General features: G+C 73.5%; 21 protein-coding genes. 12 read left to right on the top strand and 9 right to left on the bottom strand.

The features are described 5' to 3' along the window. The first annotated feature begins 9 nt into the window (after positions 1-9). Positions 10-1,062: a GDSL-type esterase/lipase family protein gene (locus BJP25_RS10490; RefSeq protein WP_075974624.1), complete on the top strand. Its 1,053-nt coding sequence runs from the start codon at positions 10-12 to the stop codon at positions 1,060-1,062. On the opposite strand, the gene BJP25_RS10485 is transcribed toward BJP25_RS10490, so the two are convergent. Next, the gene (locus tag BJP25_RS10485; protein ID WP_075974623.1) at positions 1,063-1,833 is read right to left on the bottom strand and encodes an alpha/beta fold hydrolase; all 771 of its coding nucleotides are present in this window, start codon (positions 1,831-1,833) and stop codon (positions 1,063-1,065) included. An 88-nt stretch (positions 1,834-1,921) separates the two neighbouring features. Between BJP25_RS10485 and BJP25_RS10480 the strand changes: the two genes are divergently transcribed. From BJP25_RS10480 to BJP25_RS10465, 4 genes are all read left to right on the top strand, one after another. Then, the gene (locus BJP25_RS10480) at positions 1,922-2,341 is read left to right on the top strand and encodes a MarR family winged helix-turn-helix transcriptional regulator (RefSeq protein ID WP_075974622.1); all 420 of its coding nucleotides are present in this window, start codon (positions 1,922-1,924) and stop codon (positions 2,339-2,341) included. 19 nt (positions 2,342-2,360) lie between these two features. Then, on the top strand, positions 2,361-3,272 hold the full coding sequence (locus tag BJP25_RS10475) for a DAPG hydrolase family protein (RefSeq protein WP_198943414.1): 912 nt from the start codon (positions 2,361-2,363) through the stop codon (positions 3,270-3,272). A 146-nt stretch (positions 3,273-3,418) separates the two neighbouring features. Further along, a complete protein-coding gene (locus tag BJP25_RS10470) occupies positions 3,419-4,627 on the top strand; it encodes an MFS transporter (RefSeq protein WP_075974621.1) in 1,209 nt (402 codons plus the stop codon). A 49-nt stretch (positions 4,628-4,676) separates the two neighbouring features. Continuing rightward, entirely contained in the window at positions 4,677-5,471 is a 795-nt protein-coding gene (locus BJP25_RS10465) for a TIGR02452 family protein (protein ID WP_075974818.1), read from the top strand. 19 nt (positions 5,472-5,490) lie between these two features. Here the strand turns inward: BJP25_RS10465 and BJP25_RS10460 are convergent, their stop codons facing one another. Next, complete coding sequence (locus BJP25_RS10460) at positions 5,491-6,558, bottom strand: SdrD B-like domain-containing protein (RefSeq protein WP_075974620.1); 1,068 nt, start codon at positions 6,556-6,558, stop codon at positions 5,491-5,493. A gap of 318 nt (positions 6,559-6,876) precedes the next feature. Then, positions 6,877-8,199, bottom strand: a complete 1,323-nt coding sequence (locus BJP25_RS10455; RefSeq protein WP_075974619.1) for an alpha/beta hydrolase family protein — start codon at positions 8,197-8,199, stop codon at positions 6,877-6,879. 177 nt (positions 8,200-8,376) lie between these two features. On the opposite strand from BJP25_RS10455, the gene BJP25_RS10450 reads away from it, so the two are divergent. From BJP25_RS10450 to BJP25_RS10435, 4 genes are all read left to right on the top strand, one after another. Further along, a complete protein-coding gene (locus tag BJP25_RS10450; RefSeq protein WP_075974618.1) occupies positions 8,377-8,973 on the top strand; it encodes a TetR-like C-terminal domain-containing protein in 597 nt (198 codons plus the stop codon). Between the two features lie 219 nt (positions 8,974-9,192). After that, complete coding sequence (locus BJP25_RS10445) at positions 9,193-11,349, top strand: RICIN domain-containing protein (protein WP_075974617.1); 2,157 nt, start codon at positions 9,193-9,195, stop codon at positions 11,347-11,349. A gap of 70 nt (positions 11,350-11,419) precedes the next feature. Further along, the gene (locus tag BJP25_RS10440; protein WP_075974616.1) at positions 11,420-12,790 is read left to right on the top strand and encodes a glycosyl hydrolase family 18 protein; all 1,371 of its coding nucleotides are present in this window, start codon (positions 11,420-11,422) and stop codon (positions 12,788-12,790) included. Positions 12,791-12,873: 83 nt separating this feature from the next. Then, on the top strand, positions 12,874-13,704 hold the full coding sequence (locus BJP25_RS10435; RefSeq protein WP_075974615.1) for a GNAT family N-acetyltransferase: 831 nt from the start codon (positions 12,874-12,876) through the stop codon (positions 13,702-13,704). A gap of 20 nt (positions 13,705-13,724) precedes the next feature. Here the strand turns inward: BJP25_RS10435 and BJP25_RS10430 are convergent, their stop codons facing one another. Then, complete coding sequence (locus BJP25_RS10430) at positions 13,725-14,474, bottom strand: hypothetical protein (RefSeq protein ID WP_075974614.1); 750 nt, start codon at positions 14,472-14,474, stop codon at positions 13,725-13,727. 213 nt (positions 14,475-14,687) lie between these two features. Here BJP25_RS10430 and BJP25_RS10425 point away from each other — a divergent pair, with 213 nt between their 5' ends. Continuing rightward, positions 14,688-15,335: a DUF998 domain-containing protein gene (locus tag BJP25_RS10425; RefSeq protein WP_075974613.1), complete on the top strand. Its 648-nt coding sequence runs from the start codon at positions 14,688-14,690 to the stop codon at positions 15,333-15,335. A 52-nt stretch (positions 15,336-15,387) separates the two neighbouring features. Here the strand turns inward: BJP25_RS10425 and BJP25_RS10420 are convergent, their stop codons facing one another. From BJP25_RS10420 to BJP25_RS10400, 5 genes are all read right to left on the bottom strand, one after another. Next, complete coding sequence (locus BJP25_RS10420; RefSeq protein WP_075974612.1) at positions 15,388-16,578, bottom strand: hypothetical protein; 1,191 nt, start codon at positions 16,576-16,578, stop codon at positions 15,388-15,390. Between the two features lie 117 nt (positions 16,579-16,695). After that, complete coding sequence (locus BJP25_RS10415; RefSeq protein WP_075974611.1) at positions 16,696-16,893, bottom strand: ferredoxin; 198 nt, start codon at positions 16,891-16,893, stop codon at positions 16,696-16,698. Between the two features lie 10 nt (positions 16,894-16,903). After that, on the bottom strand, positions 16,904-18,121 hold the full coding sequence (locus BJP25_RS10410) for a cytochrome P450 (protein ID WP_075974610.1): 1,218 nt from the start codon (positions 18,119-18,121) through the stop codon (positions 16,904-16,906). A gap of 13 nt (positions 18,122-18,134) precedes the next feature. Next, entirely contained in the window at positions 18,135-18,677 is a 543-nt protein-coding gene (locus tag BJP25_RS10405) for a PadR family transcriptional regulator (protein WP_233157991.1), read from the bottom strand. A 148-nt stretch (positions 18,678-18,825) separates the two neighbouring features. Then, complete coding sequence (locus tag BJP25_RS10400; protein WP_075974608.1) at positions 18,826-19,245, bottom strand: ATP-binding protein; 420 nt, start codon at positions 19,243-19,245, stop codon at positions 18,826-18,828. Between the two features lie 139 nt (positions 19,246-19,384). Between BJP25_RS10400 and BJP25_RS10395 the strand changes: the two genes are divergently transcribed. Then, positions 19,385-19,765, top strand: coding sequence for a VOC family protein (locus BJP25_RS10395; protein ID WP_075974607.1), 381 nt, complete (start codon positions 19,385-19,387; stop codon positions 19,763-19,765). Between the two features lie 23 nt (positions 19,766-19,788). Next, complete coding sequence (locus tag BJP25_RS10390) at positions 19,789-20,625, top strand: alpha/beta fold hydrolase (RefSeq protein WP_075974606.1); 837 nt, start codon at positions 19,789-19,791, stop codon at positions 20,623-20,625. Positions 20,626-20,628 lie beyond the last annotated feature (3 nt).

The following is a 20,628-nucleotide window of genomic DNA, read 5'->3' as shown; positions in this document are numbered from 1 at the left end:
TCGGTGCCGATGCGACGGTACCGCTGGCACCTCTCCGTGCTCGTCCTTGTTGTCCTGCTGATCGGCTCGCTGCTGTTCGTCGGCGGCCCCGACGACCCGCCCGCCCCGAGCCCGCCCGAGGGCGCCCCCCGCGTGCTCGTGGCGATGGGCGACAGCACCATCTCCGGCGAGGGCGCGGGCGACTACGAGAAGGGCACCGACGGCGAGGGCGGCGACTGGTGCCACCGCTCGGCCAACGCCTCCATCCACCGCACGGGCCTGGCGGACATCGCGGAGACGGTGAACCTGGCGTGCTCCGGTGCCCCGTCCGGTCAGGTGGGGCTGGGCGGTCAGGACCAGTACACCGAGGGGTCCCAAGCGGAGCGGCTGCGGCGGATCGCCCTGGACAAGCGGGTGGTGGCGATCCAGGTGGCGGTGGGCGCCAACGACGACCCCGGGTTCTCGCACGTGATGGACGGGTGCGTGCAGGCCTGGTTCAACCGTGGGGCGCCCGGCTGCGCGGCGGGCAACGGCGACTGGCAGTCCAAGGTGGACAGGATGGTGCCCAAGGCCGTCAAGGCGCTCCAGGACATCCGCTCGGTGATGCGCGACGCCGGTTACCAGAACACCGACTACCAGCTGGTCGTGCAGTCCTACGCGGCACCGGTGGGCCCGGGGGCGCGGGCGGAGCTGCTCAACCTCAACGGCTGCCCGCTGCGCGCGGAGGACCTGGACTGGGTGCGCGGGACCGCGGTGCCGATCATGACCGAGGGCGTGCGGCGGGTCGCGGCGGAGGTCGACGCCCGGTTCCTCGACCTGTCGCGCGCGGGCGTGGGCCGCGAGGCCTGCTCGCACGAGGACCCGGCCCAGGAGTGGTTCGCCCGGCTGGCCGTGCGGTGGACGGACCTGCAGGCCGACGACCGGGCCAGCCACGCGCTGCAGGAGTCGTTCCACCCCAACGCCGCGGGCCACGCCCAGGTCGGCCGCTGCTTCGGGGAGTTCCTGCGCACCGACGACCGCTCCGCGGCCTGCCTGCCGGGCGCGGACGGCGACCTGCACCCGGCGCCCAGCGCGCGCACCTGATCAGCGCGCGGGTGCCGCGGCGAGGACGAGGTCGCGCACCAGCTCGGGCTGCTCGACGTGCGGCAGGTGCCCCGCGCCCGGGATGACCCGGAAGTCGGCGGTGGGGATGGCCCGCGCGTACGCGCGCCCGTAGTCGAGGTCGACGATGCCGTCGCTCTCGCCCCACAGGACGTGCACCGGGATCGCCACGGCGGACAGCCGCGCTCGCAGCCCCGGGTCGTGCATGTAGGGCTCGCCCGCGTAGGCGGCGAGGGCGGCCTGGTTGGCGGCGATGGCCGCTCGGCGCTCGGGCGGCAGGGTGCTCGGGTCCACCCTGAACCGCTCCGGGTCGTGGTAGCTCAGGTCCGCGAGCCGGTCGAGCGGCATTCCCGCGACGTCGGTGATCGGGTGGTCGTCGACGGCGATGCCGACGGCGTTGACCAGCACGGCGGACCGCACCAGGTCGGCGGCGCGCAGGGCCATCTCGGCGGCGATCCACCCGCCGAAGGAGCTGCCGACGACGGTCACCCCGCTCAGGCCGGACTCGGCCAGCAGGGCGTGGTAGCGCACGGCCAGGTCGGCGGCGGTGGCGCAGTCCGCCGGGCGGGGCGTGCCGTCGAAGCCGGGGTGGGTGGGGGTGAGCACCCGAGCGCGCCCGGTGGCGGCGAGGGCGTGGGCCAGCGGGGCGACCGACTGCGGGCCGCCACCGCCGTGCAGGAGCAGGAACGGGTGGCCGGTGCCGCGGTCGTCGAGCGCGGTCTGGTGCTGGGTGGGGGTGAGCAGCGGGTTCATGCGGCGTCCTTCCGGTGGGATGCCACCACGCTATACAAGCATCCTTGTATAAGCAAGCTTGTACAAGCTTCCTTGCTAAGCTGCGCCCATGCCCCCGCTCCAGCGCGTCGCCCGCAAGATCAAGCGGCTCCAGCACCGCCACCACCGGGAGATCGACACCAGGCTGGGCGCCCTGGGCACGACGCTGTCGCAGTGGGACGCGCTGCGCCACGTCGCCGAGCACCCCGACTCCTCCACCCACGACCTCGCGGTGCGCACCTTCATGACCGACCAGTCCTTCGGCGCCCTGGCGATCCGGCTGGCCGACCTCGGTCTGGTCGAGCGGCTGCCGGGCCCGGGGCGGGCGGTGCGGCACCGGATCACCGCCGCGGGGAAGCAGGTGCTCGACCGCGCCGCCGCGGTGGTCGACGGGGTCGTCGCGGAGTCCTTCGCACCCCTGGACGAGGACGAGGTGGCGCAGCTCGACCACTTGCTCACGAAGCTGCTGGGTCCCGAGCGCACGGGCTGACCGGCCCTAGGGTGAGCCCGTGCCGGACTACTCCCCCACCCCCGCCGACCGCGCGCCGCTGCCCAGGGACGCGCGCGCGGCGCCCCACCTCGGCTACCGCGACGACGAGCTGACCCGGCCCTTCGCCGGGTACTTCCGGCCCGAGGTGGCGCCGGTCCAGGACCACGTGGCGGAGGTGCTGCTCGGCGGCATGGCGCCCACCGAGCACGGCTACGAGGCCCAGGACGCCCCCGCCAGGATGTCGCGGCCCGGGTACGACCCGGTGGAGACGGGCTGGACGCGGATGCCGTCGGGGACGACCTTCATCGCCTGCCTGACCCCGATGCCGGGGGTCACCGCCGGGATGTGGGACTGGTGGTTCGGCTGGCACGGCAGCGATCCGGCCCGCTACAAGCTCTGGCACCCCGAGGCGCACCGGCTCGCCGCGTGGGGCGAGGACCGCAGCGGCCTGCCGGGGCTGACCGACCGCCAGCGCTACCAGGACAACGTGTCCTACGTCGACGAGTACCTCGGCGGCCTCCCCCAGCGGTTGGCGATCCGCTTCGTCGACCCGACCCGCTTCGGGTTCACCGACTCCCCCGGCACGACGCACATCTGCGCGCGGGTCGGATACAGCCACCTGCCCGTGCTCGCGGGGTGGCTGGTGCACCAGGTGCGCCCCACCGACGACGGCGCGGAGATGCGCAGCCGCTTCTTCCTCGGCCACCCGGAGGTGATCGATGTTCCCGCCCACGCGGTGTCGACGCCGCAGGGCAAACTCCTGCGCACGCCGCCGGTGCGCACCGCCGCCAACCTCGTGATCCCGCACCTGGGCAAGCTGCTCATCCCGGCCTCGCTCGGCCGCGACCTGCTGCACCACTGCGCGGCGGAGATGAACCACCTGGCGGGCTTCCTGCCCCGCCTGCACGAGGAGTTCCGCGGCACGCCCTGACCCCCGGTCTCCCCCGGCGCGGGGGCAGACATCCCAGCCCCAGGCGCGGGGCAGACATCCCATGTGTGACCAGCCGCACCGCCAGGACCCGGGAAACCGCACGTAGGATCGGTTCAGCAACGGATCAGGTCGATGATGGGGGTGGCATGTCGGCGGTCGCCGAGCGCACGGGCGCGGCACGGACGGGGGTCGGGGCGGCAATGCTGGCCCTGGGGCTCGGCGGGTTCGGCATCGGGACGACCGAGTTCGCCACCATGGGGCTGCTGCCGCAGGTGGCGGGCACGTTCGGCATCTCGATCCCGGCCGCGGGGCACGCCATCAGCGCCTACGCCCTCGGCGTGGTCGTCGGGGCGCCGCTGATCGCCGTCCTGGCGGCCCGGGTGCCGCGCAAGGGGCTGCTCATCGCGCTGGCCGCCGGGCTGGCCGTGGGCAACCTGCTGTCCGCGATCGCCTGGGACACCCCGTCGCTGCTCGCCGCGCGGTTCCTCGCCGGGCTGCCGCACGGGGCCTACTTCGGCATCGCCGCCGTGGTCGCGAGCTCGCTGGTGGCCCCGGAGCGCCGGGGCACCGCGGTGGCCCGGGTCATGATCGGGCTGACGGTGGCGAACCTGGTCGGCGTGCCCGCCGCCACCGCGGCCGGGCAGCAGATCGGCTGGCGCGCGGTGTACCTGGCGGTGGCCGCGATCGCGGCGGTGACCGCGCTGGCGGTGGCGCGCTGGGTGCCGCACGTGCCCGCCGACCAGCAGGCGTCGATGGTGGGCGAGCTGCGCGCGTTCCGCCGCCCGCAGGTGTGGTTCGCCGTGGTCACCGGCATGATCGGCTTCGGCGGGTGCTTCGCGGTGTACTCCTACGTCTCCCCGCTCACCACCGGTGTCACCGGGCTCGCCGAGGGCGCGGTGCCGTGGGTGCTGGCCACCTTCGGCCTGGGCATGACCACCGGCGCCACCGTCGGCGGCCGGTTCGTCGACCGCTCGGTGATGGGCTCGGTGTTCGGCGCGCTGATCGCCATGACGGCCGTGCTCGCGCTGCTCGGGCTCACCGCGCACGTGCCGGTGCTGGAGTTCGCGATGATCTTCGCGCTGGGCTTCGTGTCGCAGGTGCTCGCCTCGGCGCTGCAGGTGCGGCTGCTCGACGCCTCGCCGGACGCGCCGTCGCTGGCCTCGTCGTCGAACCACTCGGCCCTCAACGTCGCCAACGGCGCGGGCGCCTGGCTCGGCGGTCTCGCGATCGCCGCGGGCTGGGGCTACACCTCGACCGCGTGGGTCGGCGTCGCGCTCAGCGTCGCGGGCCTGCTGGTCGCGGCGCTGTCGGTGGTCGTCGAGCGAGGCCGGGCCCGCGCGGCCGTCCCCGCCTGACCGCAAATCCGCTTCCCCCACGCGGGGTGGGCCGCCATGATCGGTGGTCGTGAAAGATCGATTGCGGGCCATCGCCCAGGAGACCGTCGCCATCGCCGACCGGGGGCACTACGACACGGCGGCGGGCACCGTCTCCCTCGCCGGGGCGGTCGCGGCGGCCGTGTCCGGCACCCGCTTGCACCTGCCCGACGAGCACCTTCCCCTGCCGGAGCCGCGCACCGGGCCGCCGACGACCGAGGTCACCGCTGAGACGACCCTCGCGGCGGGCAAGCGGCTCGGTGGCCGCACCGCCTGCCTCAACTTCGCGTCCGCCCGCAAGCCCGGCGGCGGGTTCCTCAACGGCGCGCAGGCGCAGGAGGAGAGCCTCGCCCGGGCCAGCGCCCTCTACCCGACGCTGCTCGCCGCCGAGGACTTCTACGCCCACCACCGCGCGAACCACGACCTCGTCTACACCGACCGCGTCATCTACTCCCCGGACGTCCCGGTGTACCGCGACGACGACGGCGCCCTGCTCGCCCAGCCGTACCCGCTGTCGTTCCTGACCGCCGCGGCCCCGAACCGCTCCGCGATCCTGACCAACCAGCCGGAGCGCGCGGCGGCGATCGAGGGCGCGCTGCGCGCCCGCGCCACCCGCGTGCTGCACGTCGCCGCCACCCACGGCCACACCCGGCTGGTGCTCGGCGCGTGGGGCTGCGGGGTGTTCGGCAACGACCCTGCGCTGGTGGCGGACGTGTTCGCGGCAGCACTGCGCGACAACCCCTACTTCGAGCACGTCGCCTTCGCCGTCTACGACAGCCGACCCGACTCCCCGACCCGGGCGGCCTTCGCGAGGGTGTTCGCGTAGGCCGCCCGGCGCAGGGGCGTCAGGCCTGGGAGCGGCGGGTGCGGGCGAACCAGAGCGCGCCCGCCCCCGCGAGGACCAGACCCGAGCCGATGCCGATGCCCAGCACGGGGTCGACGCCGGTGTTCGCGAGCTGCGGGCCGGACGCGGCGGGCACCACGTTCCCGGCGGGCCGCACACCCCCGGCGGGCGCGGGGGGCGGGGTGGTGGCGCCGCCGCTGGGCGTCGGGGTCACCGGGGCCGCCACCGCCGAGATCGAGCCGACCAGGGTGTTGTTCCCCGGGTCCTCGTCCGGGTGCACCCCCGCCAGCGCCTTCACCGTGATGTCCGAGGCGTCGAACGGGGCGACCACGCGGACGCGGACCCCGATGAACTCGACCAGCCCGGGCTCCTTGCGGCCGGCGAACTGCCCGTGCACGCGCTGCCCCTCCTCGGGCAAGCCGTCGAAGACGGACGGCATGCCACCCAGGGTCTCCTGGGCGGAAAGCCCAGCGGGCAGGTGCAGCTCGGCCCACATCTGGTCGGAGGTGTTGCCCTCGATGGTGACGCTGCCGTAGATGTCGAACTCCTGCCCCACCTGCACCGGCTCGTCCAGCCACTGCTGGTCGAGGGCGTAGGTGCGGTCCCCGAAGTCCAGGATCAACTGGACCGCGCGCACGTCCTCGTCCGACACGACGTACCCCGCGTCGATCCCCGACACGGTCTGCCCCTCCCCCACGGTGACCGCGGCGGTCGACTCGGAGCGCTCGAACTTCGAGTCCTTGCCCGCGACCGTCAGCCCTTCCGAGGGGACGAACAGCGCCCGGTCGTTGGACTGCACGGTGTAGGTGCCCGCTTCGAGCCCGTTCAGGCAGTAGGTGCCGTCGGCCGCGGTGTTGACGTAGCTGCCACCGAGCCCGACCAGCCCGACGGTGTGGTTGGCGATCAACGGCTCCCCCGCCTCGCGCAGCCCGTCACCGTCGCTGTCGCGCCAGACCGTCCCGCAGATCGCCCCCTCCGCCGCGGCGGCGCTCGCCGTGCCCGCCAACGCGGGCAGGGTGAACAGCGCCAGCAGCGCGGCGGCAGCGGTGGTGCGCGTCGACTTGTTCATGACATTCCCCCAGGTCTTTATGGGCCGCAGCCCGTTCTCTGTCCTCCACCAGCAAAGGCGTCCGAACCGCGTCGCGGTTCCCCGCGTTATTCGACTGAGACACAATGATTTTCTCGCGCCGAAAATGCGCGCGCCGAATAAGCCGTTCCCTTTTCACGGCCATGGTCAGCGCTCGGACCCCCCAGTCGGGTCATCGCCCTTGACCACCAAGGCGCGCGACGACCACCGAGGTTGCCCGGGAGACCCAACCGTTATCCCCTGGCCCCGCCCAGTGGACGAACACGTCCGCGCGCGGCAGGAAATCCGCCCTGATCCGGGTCAGCGCGGGGCTGGGCTTGCGGTCGTGAGGTGGTGGTGGAGCCAGCGCCGGGATTCGTCGAGCCAGTCGCGGTAGTGGCCCATGGCGCAGTGGTCGTCGTCGGGGTAGAGCAGGAGGGTGGCGTCGCGGGCCCGCTCTGCGAGATCGATCGAGTCCTGAGGGCTGGCGAGGGTGTCGTCGGCGCCGTTGATGACCAGCAGGGGGATGTCGATGTCGGCGTAGGTGTCCTTGAGGGACAGTGCGCGCAGTTTCCGGCCGAGGTCGAGCAGGCTGGTCGCGCCGGTGGTGTCGCGCAGGGCTTGGATGATGGCCTGGGGCATGCCGAGTGAGCCGCTGGTCTGGAACGAGTGGTAGGTGAGGGCGCCGCACGCGACGGCACAGCGCAGGCGGGGGTCGGTGGCCGCCAGGCGGGTGGACCAGTAGCCGCCGAAGCTGACGCCGACCACGCCGAGCCGGTCGGCGTCGACCCGGGGGTCGGCGACCAGGTGGTCGATCACCCGGTGGTAGGCCTGCTGGGAGTCGGCCGACATCGGCTGGTGCGAGGCGTAGGTGCCGGGCATCTCCATGACGAAGACGCCGATCCCGTCGTCGCGGTACCGCATGAGCGGGATGAGCAGTTCCTGGGTGGTGCCCTCCAGCCCGTTGGTCACCAGCACGGTCGGGTGCGGGCCGGGGCCGGGGGGCAGCACGAGGTAGCCGTGGACGAGGTCGCCCTCGACCGGGATCTCGACCTCCTCGACGCCCAGGCCGATGGCGGGTGCCATCAGCGCGAGCAGCGCGTCGAACAGCCGCCGGGACCGCCAGTAGGCGCGGGTGCGGGCCGGGCTGTGGCCGGGGAAAGCGCTGATCTGGTAGTACGTGATCGCCTTGAGCCAAGCGTCGAGCACGACGGCGGCGGGGCCACCGGCCTGCTGGGGGTCCGTCCCCTGCGGTTGTGGTCCGTGATCGGCCAAGTGCAGGGCCGCGGGTGCGAGCCGGGCCGTCTGCGCGTCTGTTAGGGGCAGTGCGCCGACGCGGGAAGCGGCGTCGAGCAGACCGGGGGCGGGAGAGCCGATCAGGTCCTCCAGCGCGCGTTCCGCCACGGCCACGTGCTGGGCGGCGATGGCGTTCCAGTGGCCGCACCAGCGGTCGTCCCGGAACGAGCGGACGCCGTCGAGCTGGCGGGCGAACGCGGCCCGGTCGAGCCCGCCCATGTTGGCGTACCGCTGGGCGAACAGCGCGGGCAGGAAGTACGCCGCGCCCTTGCGGGCCGCGGCGAGGTCGGTGGTGCCGGTGAACGCGCAGGCGCTGATGAAGAGCCGGGTGGCCAAGCTGGGGCTCATCCGGTCACCGCGCACAGCGGCGCGACCGAGGACGCCACGGCCTCCCTGGAGCAGCGACCCGGGTCTGCCTGCCAGCGCGGCATGGACAACTCCTTCAGCTAATGCAGAATCACTGCGTTTAGGCGACGCTACCGCCGCCTGCGACTTAACGCAACGTTCCTGCGTTAGCCTGCACGGGTGAGCCCCGCGCAGGACGAGGTGCGGCGGCGGCCGGGCGGTCGATCCGCCAAGGTCCGCGCCGCGGTCCTGCGCGCCACCCTGGACGCCCTGGCCGAGCTGGGCCCGGACGCGGTGAGCATCAGCGAGGTCGCCCGGCGGGCCGACGTGCACGCGACGTCGATCCAGCGGCGCTGGGGGTCGCGCGACAAGCTCGTGCTCGACGCGATGCTCACCCACAGCCAGGAGCAGCTGCCCATCCCCGACACCGGCACCGCGCGGGGCGACCTGATCGCGTTCGCCCGGCTGATCAGGTCCTACCTGGCCACCCCGCTCGGCGGGGCGCTGGCGCGCGTCATGGCCGCCACCGAGGACGACCCCGCGCCCGGCCGCGCCGAGTTCTGGCGGTCCCGGTACGACAGCGCGAGCGCCATCGTCGACCGCGGGGTCGCACGGGGCGAACTCGCCGCGGGCACGGACCCCCGGCAGGCGCTGGAACTGCTCATCGCGCCGCTGCACTTCCGCCTGCTGCTCACCCGCCAGCCCCTCGGTGACGACGACCTGGAACGGCTGGCCGACGCGGTTGTGCGCAGCTTCGCCGCCCAGGGCTTGTCCTAAGCCGTCCGCTCGACAGATCCCCGCGCAAGCGCGACCGTCGACATCGCCTGGATGAGCCAGCGGCGCATCGCCCGCCAGGAGGGTTGACAGGTCTAAACCACTGCTGCTTTTCTGTTTCAGGCTGGTTACTTCCTTTGTTTCATCTTGTTTCAGCGAGCAGCACCCGGTCCCGGTCGTCCCGCCGGGGTCGGCACGCACCCCTGCCGAGAAGAGGCGCCCATGCCCGCACCACGTCGCCGCCCGCGGCGCGCGCTCCTGCCCGTCCTCGCCGCCGCCGTGCTCGTCCCCGGTCTGCTCGGGGTCGCCGCGGCCACCGACGCCGCCGCGGCGAGCACCGGGGCCCTCCGCGGCGACGGCAGCGGGAAGTGCTTGGACGTCAAGGACGGGTCGAGCGCCGACGGCGCCGCGATCCAGGTGTGGTCGTGCTCGCCCGGGCCGAACCAGACGTGGACGATCGGCGACGACGGGACGCTCCGGGCGTTCGGCAAGTGCCTCGACGTCCGCGACGGCGCGACCGGGGACGGCGCGGCCGTGCACCTGTGGACCTGCTACGCCGGGTTGGCCAGCCAGCGGTGGCGGGTGACCGGCGCGCGCGACGTGGTCAACGAGAAGGCCGACAAGTGCCTGGACGTGCGCGACGGGTCGACCGCGGACGGTGCGGGCGTGCAGCTGTGGTCGTGCACCGGTGCGAGCAACCAGAAGTGGTCCACCAGCGGGGGCGGCACCCCTCCGCCCAGCGGTGAGGACCCGGTGCTGGGGCCGAACGTGCTCGTGTTCGACCCCTCGATGTCGGCCTCGGGCATCCAGCAGAAGCTCAACGCGGTGTTCGCCGGGCAGGAGACCAACCAGTTCGGGCCGCAGCGGTACGCGCTGCTGTTCAAGCCCGGCCAATACGCCGCCGACGTCAACGTCGGGTTCTTCACCCAGGTCGCCGGGCTGGGGATGAGCCCGGACGACGTCACGATCAGCGGCGCGGTGCACGCCGAGGCCGACTGGTTCGGCGGGAACGCGACGCAGAACTTCTGGCGCGGCGCGGAGAACCTGTCGGTCACCCCGACCGGCGGCGCGGACCGGTGGGCGGTGTCGCAGGCCGCCCCCTACCGCCGGATGCACCTGCGCGGCAACCTCCGCCTGGACGACGGCGGCTGGTCCAGCGGTGGCATCATCGCGGACTCGAAGGTGGACGGGCAGGTCCTCTCCGGCTCGCAGCAGCAGTTCCTCACCCGCAACTCCGGGATGGGCGGCTGGACCGGCTCGAACTACAACATGGTGTTCGTCGGTGACACCGGCGCCCCGGCCTCGACGTTCCCCAACCCGCCGCACACGAACATCGCCAAGACGCCGGTCGTGCGGGAGAAGCCGTTCCTGCACGTGGACCCGTCGGGCGCGTACAAGGTGTTCGTCCCCGACGTGCGCCGCGACAGCACCGGCCCCAGCTGGACGGGCACGCCCGCGGGCCGCGACCTGCCGCTGTCGGACTTCTACGTCGTGCGCGCGGGGGCCACCGCCGCCTCCATCAACGCCGCGCTGGCGCAGGGCAAGAATCTGCTCGTCACCCCGGGCGTCTACCACGTGAACGCCCCCATCCAGGTCACCAGGGCCAACACCGTCGTGCTCGGCCTCGGGCTGGCCACCTTCGTGCCGGACGGCGGCGTCACCGCGATGACCGTCGCCGACGTCGACGGCGTCTCGATCGCGGGCGTCATGTTCGACGCGGGCAGCACCAACTCCGACGTGCTGCTCCAGGTGGGCCCCGACGGGGCGTCGGCCGACCACGCGGCCAACCCGTCGTGGCTGTCGGACGTGTACTTCCGGGTCGGCGGCGCGGGCGCGGCCAGGGCGACGGTCAGCCTCCGGGTCAACAGCGACGACGTCATCGGTGACCACACCTGGATCTGGCGGGCCGACCACGGCAGCGGCGTCGGCTGGGGCACCAACCCCGCTCGCAACGGCCTGGTCGTCAACGGCGACGACGTCACCATCTACGGCTTGTTCGTCGAGCACTACCAGGGCACCCAGACCGTCTGGAACGGCGAGCGCGGCCGCACCTACTTCTACCAGAACGAGATGCCCTACGACCCGCCCAACCAGGCGTCCTGGATGGACGGTGGCGCGCGCGGCTACGCCGCCTACCAGGTGGCGGACGGCGTCACCCAGCACCAGGCGTGGGGGTTGGGCAGCTACTGCTACTTCAACGTCAACCCCGCCACCGTCGCCGACCGCGCGTTCCAGGTGCCGGTCCGGTCCGGGGTGCGGCTGACCAACATGGTCACGGTGTCCCTCGGCGGGACCGGCACCATCGCGCACGTCATCAACGGCACCGGCGACGCGGCCAACAGCGGGCGCCAGGTCGTCCGCCTGGTCAGCGGGCCCTGATCGCGGGCCGGGGCGGCGCGTCCCCGCCGCCCCGGTCTGGTCCCCCCTCCCTGCACCGGAAGGCACCGCCATGAAGTTCCGAAGGTCGAGCGCCCTGGCGCTCGCGCTCGCCACCGCGGGCGCGGGGGTCGTCCTGGCCACCTCGTCGAGCGCAGGCGCCACCACCGCCACCACCAGCGCCGCGGCGCTGCCCAGCGGTTTCCGCTCGGTCGGCTACCTGCCCTCGTGGTCGGGCGACGTCAACGCCATCCAGTACGGCAAGCTCACCCACATCAACTACAGCTTCGCCCTGCCCAACGCCAACGGCACCCTCCAACCGATCCCCGACACGGGCAAGCTGCGCTCCCTGGTCTCCCTCGGGCACCAGAACGGGGTCAAGGTCTCGCTGGCGATCGGCGGGTGGAACGACGGCGACGACTCGGCGTTCGAGGCGCTCGCCGCGGGGTCGAGCACCCGGACGACCTTCGTCAACACCGTGATGAACACCGTCACGACCTACGGGCTCGACGGCGTCGACATCGACTGGGAGTACCCGGACCCCGGCGCCTCGGGCGACCACTTCACCGCGCTGGTGCAGCAGCTCAGCTCGGCGCTGCACGGCGCGGGGAAGATCCTCACCGCCGCGGTCGTCAGCGAGGGCGGCACGGCCAACGGGGTGCAGCCCGCCGTGTTCACCGCCGTGGACTGGCTCAACATCATGGCCTACGACGGCGGCAGCCCGCACGCCAACTACGACTGGTCGATCGCCTCGGTGAACTTCTGGAAGGACCGCGGCCTGCCCGCGGCCAAGGCGGTGCTCGGCGTCCCGTTCTACAGCCGCCCCGGCTACCTCACCTACGCCCAGCTCGTCGCCCTGGACCCGGCCAACGCCAACCGGGACTGCACGACCGCCAACGGCGCCCAGCAGTGCTACAACGGCATACCCACCATCAAGCGCAAGACCCAGTGGGCGCGGGCGAACGCGGGCGGCATCATGAACTGGGAGCTGTCCCAGGACACCACGGGCTCCACGTCCCTCGTCAGCGCCATCCACGACGCCGCCACCGGCACCACCGCACCGCCCACGGGCGGCGCGTTCACCGGCATCGACGGCAAGTGCGTGGACGTCACCGACTCGGCCACCGCCAACGGCACCCCCATCCAGCTGTGGGACTGCAACGGCGGCGCGGCCCAGCGGTGGACCGTCCAGGGCAGCACCGTGCGCGCCTTCGGCAAGTGCCTGGACGTCGCGGGAGCCGCCACGGCCAACGGCACCGCCGTCCAGCTGTGGGACTGCAACGGCACCGGCGCCCAGAACTGGTCGCCGCAGCCCGGTGGCACCCTGCGCAACCCGGCGTCCGGCCGCTGCCTCGACGCCACTGGCCCCAGCTCGGCCAACGGCACGCGGTTGCAGATCTGGGACTGCTTCGGCGGCAGCAACCAGGTCTGGCGCCTGCCCTGACCGCGGTCGGGGAAAAGGACGGGCGCGCGGCGTGCCGGACGCCCTAGGGTGGGCGACCCGCGAAATCGACCGGGAGGGCAGCCGTGGGCAACGATGCCGAGGTCCGCAGGCTGGACCTCACCGACCTGGGGGCGTGCCTGGACCTGGGCGCGGACCGCGGGTGGCCGCGCGAGGAGCACAAGTGGCGGCTGCTGTTCCGGGTCGGTCAGGTCCACGGCGTCGACGACCCGCGCGGCGGGCTCATCGCGGTCGTGGTGGGCACGCCGTACGGGGGCTCGGTCAACGCCATCAGCATGATGCTGGTGGCGACCGAGCACGCCCGGCGCGGCTTCGGGGCGCGGGTGCTGGGCGAAACCCTGGCGCGGGTCGGCGCGCCCACGGCCCTGCTGACGGCGACCCCGATGGGCAGGCCGCTGTACCTGTCGATGGGGTTCCGCGTGGTCGGGCGGACGTCCACCTACGTCGGTGTCCCCCGCGGGGTGGTCCCCGCGGGGGTCTCCCGTCCTGCGACCGCCGCCGACGTGGAGGCGGTGATCGCCCTGGACAACACGGTCTTCGGCGCGCCACGGGCGGAGCTGATGGCTGCCCTGCCCGGCTTCTGCGACCAGTTCCGGGTGGTGGAGGACTGCGGCGTCGTGGCGTTCGGCGGGGCGTGGCCCAACATCGATCAGACCGTGCTCGGACCCGTCACCGCCCCGGACACCGCGACCGGCCTGGCACTGCTGTCCGACCTCGCCGCGGCGGCGCCCGGGGTGGTGCGCGTGGACGTCGACCACCGGCAGCCGGAGGTGATGGCCTGGGCGCGCTCGCACGGGCTGGAGCACCGGTTCGACACCGACATCATGTTGCTTGGCCCGGACTTCCCGTTCGACGCCACCCGCAGCATCACACCCGTCATGCTCGCCCTGGGCTGACCTGCACAGGCGGTCGAGCCTCAGTCCCGCCGCGTCCCCGGGTCCGGCGGGAACACCACGGTGGGACCGGGCCACGACTCGGGAGGAGGGCCGAACGCGCGCCGGGCCGCCCGCACGGCCAAGGCGGCGAGGGTGGCGTTGGCGCCGCCGCCGATGACCGCGCCGATGCCGAACGGGGCCACCCGGCCCAGCACGATGACGCCCTGCTTGGTGCCGTACTTGGTCACGAAGTCCTTGCCCAGCACGCTGTTGATCCGCAGCAGCGTCGCCGCGGGGACCTTGCTGACGAGCTGGTGGCCCCAGTGCTTGCCGGTGCGCTCGGCGACCCGGCCGATCGTCGCGGACCCGGACTGGCCGAGCAGGATCCCCATCACGAGCGTGCGGCGGCGCTCGACCTCGTCGAGCCGGATGCCGTGCACCTCCGCGACCGACAGCACGAACAGGGTGCTCAGCTCCAGCGAGGAGAAGGCCTCCCCCGCCGAGAGCGCCAGGGCGATGCCGGTGCCGACCGCGGGCGCGGCGGCCGCTCCCCCGACCGCGGCCCCGGTGCTCGCCAAAGCGCTGATGTACATGCGCTCCAGGGTGCGGATGACCTCCGCCGGGGTCGCCTCCGGGTTGCGCTGGCGGGCGCGCGCGATGTTGCGCTGCACCAGGGGCGCTTGCAGGCCGATGGCCTTGTCGAGCAGGACGAGCGCGGGCGCGGGTCGCCCGCCCGGCCCCGGGGTCGGCCCGTCGAGCGCGCCACCGGGCGCCTCGATCTCCTCGGCCATGCCGGTCTCCTCCCGTCGTCGCGCACCCAGTCTCGCACCCGGGTGAGCACGACCGCCCCGATGGGCGGCACCGGTCGCGCGGCGTGGCCGCGCCCGGCGGTGGCGAACGCCGGACGTGCACGTCCGGCGGTGCACACGGGCAGGCGGCTATGGTTCGCTGAGATCGACACCCTGCGGCCGCGTGAGGGGGCCGCACGACCTCCGGGAGCGGCCATGCGGGGCCTCGTCCACTCCTACCTGTTCCTCCGGCGGGCCATCGGCACCCTCGGGCTGCTGCTGCCGCTCGTGCTGATCGCGGGCGGGTACCTCGCCGACGGGCGGGTCCTCAGCTCGATCAGCGGCTACTACTACAGCCCGGTGCGCGACATCTTCGTCGGGGCGATGTGCGCCATCGGGGTTTTCCTGTTCTCCTACCGCGGCTACGACCGGGTGGACGACCTCGCCAGCGACGTGGCGGCGGTGGCGGCGATCGGGCTGGCGCTGCTGCCGACGACACCGCCGGACCCGAGCGAGCACGCGAAGCTGATCGGGGTGCTGCACCTGGTCTTCGCGGGGATCTTCTTCCTGTCGCTGGCCTACTTCTGCCTGGTGCTGTTCCGCAAGTCCGACGACCCGACCCCGACCCCGCGCAAGGCCGCGCGCAACCGGGTGTACGTGGCGTGCGGCCTGGCGATCATCGGCAGCCTCGCGCTCATCGTGGCGTCCGGCCCGCTGGGCATCCCGGGCGAGCTGCGGCCCGCGCTGTGGCTGGAGACGGTGGCGACGATGGCGTTCGGGTTGGCCTGGCTGACCAAGGGCGAGGCGATCCTGGGCGACCTGAGCGGCGAGCGCGCCCCGACGGAGGTCAGCCCGGCGGGGTGAGCGCCCGCTGGCGCCCACCGGCGGGCGCGGTCGCCGTCCCGGGCTGGGCGCCTCAGCTGCCGTAGGCGGCCTGCTCGACGGCGAAGACGTTGCGGGAGCCAGCACCCTCCTGCAAGGACCACAGCAGGTCCGGGCCGGTGCCGTCCTCCCAGTAGCTGATGCTCTCCGCCGAGCCCACCCAGGCGTGGGTGGTGGCACCGGCCGACGGGGTCCAGTAGTAGAGCTGCTTGGCCCCGGAGGAGGCGAACCACCAGCGCCCGTTGTGGGAGGCCACCCCGTTGAGCTTGTACCAGGGCAGGCTCAGCGCCTGGGACGCCGTGGTCGTGGCCGCGAAGGTCGGGGTGCCCGCGGCGAAGGGGAACCGGACGGCGCGGGGGCCGCGGTTGGGGTAGGACGTGCAGCCGGACTGGCAGGTGTACTCGGTCATCACGATCGAGCGGCTGACCCGGTCCAGCGAGATCGTCGACCACACCAACGGGGTCCCGGACGTGGTGGCGGCGGTGACGGTGCCGACCTGCGGCAGCGCGTAGGCGTAGTTGTGCGCGTGGTAGCTGCCGTCGGGCTGGCGGCCGATCTGGTCGGCGGTGCCGCCGGTGTCGACCTTGAGGATCTTGCGCATGTCGAACACGCGCATCCCCTTGCCAGTCTCCGCGACATAGAGGTAGTCGCCGTACCAGGACACCCCGCCCGCGTGGACGGGGATGTCCTTGAAGCTGGGCGTCGCGGTGCTGCCGGTGGGCTCGACGAGCAGCACCTTGCGGTACTTGTTCGGGTAGGTCGCGTCCCAGTCCACCAGCGTGAGGCGGCTGCGCTCCTGGGCGCCGTCGCACGCGTCCTTGGTGTACCAGCTCACCACGACGAGCTGGTGGCCGTCGTAGTTGCCGCCGTCGGCGGTGCCCACGGCGTCGCGGCTGGTGGTGATGCCCTGCGGGTAGCTCTTGCAGTCGGAGTTGTCCGCCGAGTCGAACCGGAACCCGCCCGCGAGCCCGGTGGGCGCGAACGTCGAGGGCAGCGCGGTGCGGTCGTGGTTGGCGTTGTCCATCACGGTGCGCACCGGCGCCGTGCCCAGCGTCGACACCAGGGCGGAGTTCACCGCGTCGAACCGGTGGTAGTCCGCCGACAGCGTGTACTGCGACGCGGGCAGGGTGCTGGGGCCCGCCGCGGCCACCGCCGCGGGAGGGGCCACCAGCGCGGCCGCCGCGACGGCGCAGGCGGCGAGCGGGGCACTGCGGCGCAGGGACATCGACCCTCCCGGGACAAGTTCACCGAACGCCGGTCACCCTAGCGTGGGATTCACCGCCCTGGTGCCGGGAAGACCCAGCGGCCCCCGGGTGGCGCAACCACCCGAGGGCCGCCCGGCTCAGGACTCGTCGAGGGACAGCGCGCCCGACGGGCAGATCAGCACCGCCTGGCGGGCGTCGGCCTCCTCGCCCGCGTCGGGGACCTCCTTGAGCACCACCACCGTGCCGTCGGAGTCGTCCTGGGTGAACACGCGCTCGGCCACCATGGCGCACTGCCCGGCCCCGACGCACAGCTCCTTGTCGGCCACGACCTTCACGACCGCCTCCTCACCAGGTCACCGGGACCTCGTCGACGCCGCCTGCGACCCGGTTGTGCCGGACGGCGATCTGCTCCAGCGGCTTGGCCAGGGTGAGCCCCGGGAACCGCTTGAAGATCATGGGGAACACCGCGCGCAGCTCGGTGCGGGCCAGGTTGGCCCCGATGCACACGTGCGCGCCGTGGCCGAAGGCGACGTGCACGTTCGGCGAGCGGTCCGGGTCGTAGTCGTCCGGGGACTCGAACACCGACTCGTCGCGGTTGGCCGACTCGATGGACACCAGCACCGCGTCGCCCCGGTTGATCGTCACCCCGCCCACCTCGACGTCCTCGTGGGCGTAGCGCAGCAGGCCGGTGCCGCCGGTGACGGTCAGCCGCAGGATCTCCTCGACCACGTCGTTGACCTTGCCGTCGGGGTCGGCCAGGAACTCGTCGCGGCGGGACAGGTCGGTCAGCAGCAGCAGGGTGCCCAGGCTGATCCGGGTCGCGGTGGTCTCGTGGCCCGCGAACAGCAGGCCCGCGGCGAGCCTGGCGAGGTCGTCGTCGGTGAAGGTCGGGTCCTCCCGCTGGAAGGCGACCAGGTCGGAGATGACGTCGGGCTGCGGGTCCGACCGCTTCGCCACGGCCAGGCGCAGCATGTAGTCGCGGAAGTCGGCCATCGCCCGCTGCGCGTCGGCGCCGCCGTCGAAGACCGCGATGCGCTCGGACAGGTCGCGGAACATGGCCCGGTCGGCGTAGGGCACGCCCAGCAGCTCGCAGATCACCAGCACCGGCAGCGGGAAGGCCAGCGACTCGTAGAGGTCGACCGGCTCGTCCGGCGCGGCGGCGTGCCGGGCCTCCATCGCGTCGAGCAGCTCGGTGGCCAGCTCGGTGACCCGGTCGGTCAGCGCGCGCATGCGGGGCGCGGAGAACGCGGGCGCCAGCATCCGGCGCATCCGCTTGTGGTCGCGCTCCTCGGTCTCGTAGTCGCCGCTGGGGCCGTCCTGGATCGCCGCGTGCGAGATGCGCGCGGCCTGCTCCGGGGCCGGGTGCGAGCGGCCGAAGCGCTTGTCCCGGAACACCTCGCGGACCGCGTCGTAGGACGTGACCAGCCAGGCCGGGTCGCCCGCCGGGGTGATCACGCGCACGACCGGGCCCTGCTGGCGCAGCGCGGCGAAGATCGGCGCGGCGGCCAGCGCGTCGGGCCGGTCGAACGGCAGCCGAGGCGCCGCGGTGTCGGTGGTGGTCATGGCAGTCCCCTCCTCAAGTGTCCTGCTCGGTCGCGGACTCCGGCTCGGCGGCCGCCCGCTCGCGCAGGCGGGCCAACCACCCCCGCTCGGCCACCAGGCGCGCGCAGACCTCCTGCAGCACCGCGCGGCTCCACGGGTCGTCCTGGGTCAGCGCCAGCGCGCCGAGCCGGTCCAGCTCCTCGGCGACCGCCCGGTCGCGGGTGTCGACGACGCGCACCCGCTCGTCCGGTCGGAGCCTGCCGAAGTTGCCCACCCTGGCCAGGAACTCGGCCTCGCTGCGCGCGACCTCGTCCGGGAAGTCGGTGAGCACGTCGTGCAGCAGTTCCCGGCCCACGTCGGTGATCGTGTAGACGTGCCGGGGCGGCTTGGCCTCCTGCTCCTCGGCGCTGCGCGTCACCGCGCCCGCGTCGACGAAGCGCCGCAGGGTGGGGTAGAGCGAGTTGTTCGACAGCGTGCGCCCGGTCGAGGCCTCGACCTCCTTGCGCAGCTCGTAGCCGTGCAGCGGCCCCCGGGAGAGCTTGGACAGCAGCAGCACCTCGATCCACACATGTGTCACCGTAACCTAGGTTCGGGTGACCGGCTAGTCACCCGCTGAACACCCTGGCCCGCGACGGCGTGCGGGGGCCAGCGGCCAACGGGGTGACGCGGCAGGTCGACGGGCGGGCGAGGACGACAGCGGGCCCGGCAGGGAGGGGTGGACGCCCCTACGCGGGGGCGACGGCGACGCGCAGGGTCACCGTGGTGCCCTGGCCGGTCTCGACGTCGACCGAGTCCGACACCGCGCGCATGATCGCCAGCCCGCGCCCGCGCAGGCCGACCGGGGTGGGGTCCGGCGTGCGCCAGCACCCGTCGTCGGAGACGGTGACGACCAGCAGCCCGGCCTCGACCACGGCGGTGATCCGCACCGGGCCGGGGCCCGCGCCCCGGTAGCCGTGCTCGATGCTGTTGGCGGCGGCCTCGTCGACGGCGAGCAGCAGGTCGGTGGCCTGGCCGCGGGCGAAGCCGTGGTCGGCCAGCCAGCCGCCGAGCAGTGCGCGCACCGACCCGAGCTGCGCGCTGTGGCCGCCGATCTCGGTGCTGAACTGCGCCGGGGTGTCGACCCGGGGGCCCGCGCTGTCGCCCATCGCTCCTCATCCACTCGCCGCGGGGCCCGCGCCGGGCCCGGGGTGCCCGCCGAGTCTGGCAGCCCGGGCAGCCCGCCGCATGATCTGCCCCGGGCGCGGGTAGAGCCAGCGGGAGGCGGGAGGACGGGAGGACGGGCGCATGGGCCGCCACGACCGGGCCGGGGACTTCGTGACCCTGCTCGCCCTGCTGCCCGTCACCGACCTGCGGCGGAGCGCGGAGTGGTTCACCCGCGCGGTGGGCCAACCCGCCGACGAGCACTTCGACGGCGTGGCCGCCGACTGGTACCTCAGCTCCGGGCAGTCCGTGCAGCTCGTGGTCGACCCGGCGCGGGCGGGCGGGGGCATCTGCACCGTGCGGGTCGACGACCTGCCCTCGGCCGTGCGCAGGCTCGACGACCACGGGGTGCGGGTGGAGGACCACTTCAGCGGCTCGGCGTGGGTGCGCGGGGTGGTGCTGCGCGACCCGGACGGCAACACCCTGGCCCTCACCCAGCTGCGCGGGCAGGGCAGCCGCGGCTGAGCGGTGGTGCGATACTGACCCCGATGCACAACACCACCGGTACTGACGTCATCCGCAGGAACAACGTCACCAGCGCGGGCGGCGGTGACGGGCCGGTGCTGCTGTTCTCCCACGGCTTCGGCTGCGACAGCAACACCTGGCGGTCGGTGGCCCCGCGGTTCACCGACGACCACCGGGTCGTGCTGTTCGACCACGTGGGCGCGGGCGGGTCGGACCTCGGCGCGTGGTCGCCGCGGCGCTACGCCGACCTGGGCGGGTACGCCCGCGACGTGGTGGAGCTCTGCGAGGCGCTGGACCTGCGCGACGTCGTCTTCGTCGGGCACTCGGTGAGCGCGGTGATCGGCGTGCTGGCCGCGGCGCGGGTCCCCGACCGCTTCGCCGGGCTGGTGCTGGTCGGCCCCTCCCCCCGCTACCTCAACGACGGCGACTACGTCGGCGGCTTCACCGAGGCCGACGTCGAGGAGCTGCTGGAGGCGGTGGAGAGCAACTACCTGGGCTGGTCGGCCACCATGGCCCCGGCGATCATGGGCGTGCCCGACCGGCCGGACCTCGGCGCCGACCTCACCGCGAGCTTCTGCCGCACCGACCCGCAGATCGCCCGCCACTTCGCCCGCGTCACCTTCACCGCGGACAACCGCGCCGACCTGCCCTCGGTGGCGCACCCGACGCTCATCCTCCAGTGCAGGCAGGACATCATCGCCCCGGTCGTCGTCGGCGAGTACGTGCGCGACGCGATCCCCGGCAGCGAGCTGGAGCTGCTCGACGCCACCGGCCACTGCCCGCACCTGAGCGCGCCGGAGGAGACCGCCGCCGCGCTGCGCGGCTTCCTCGACCGGCTCGCCGCGGCCAGGGGCCGGTAGGGC

The organism is Actinokineospora bangkokensis, from assembly GCF_001940455.1.
GTDB lineage: Bacteria > Actinomycetota > Actinomycetes > Mycobacteriales > Pseudonocardiaceae > Actinokineospora > Actinokineospora bangkokensis.
This window is presented reverse-complemented; position numbering and strand designations above follow the sequence as displayed.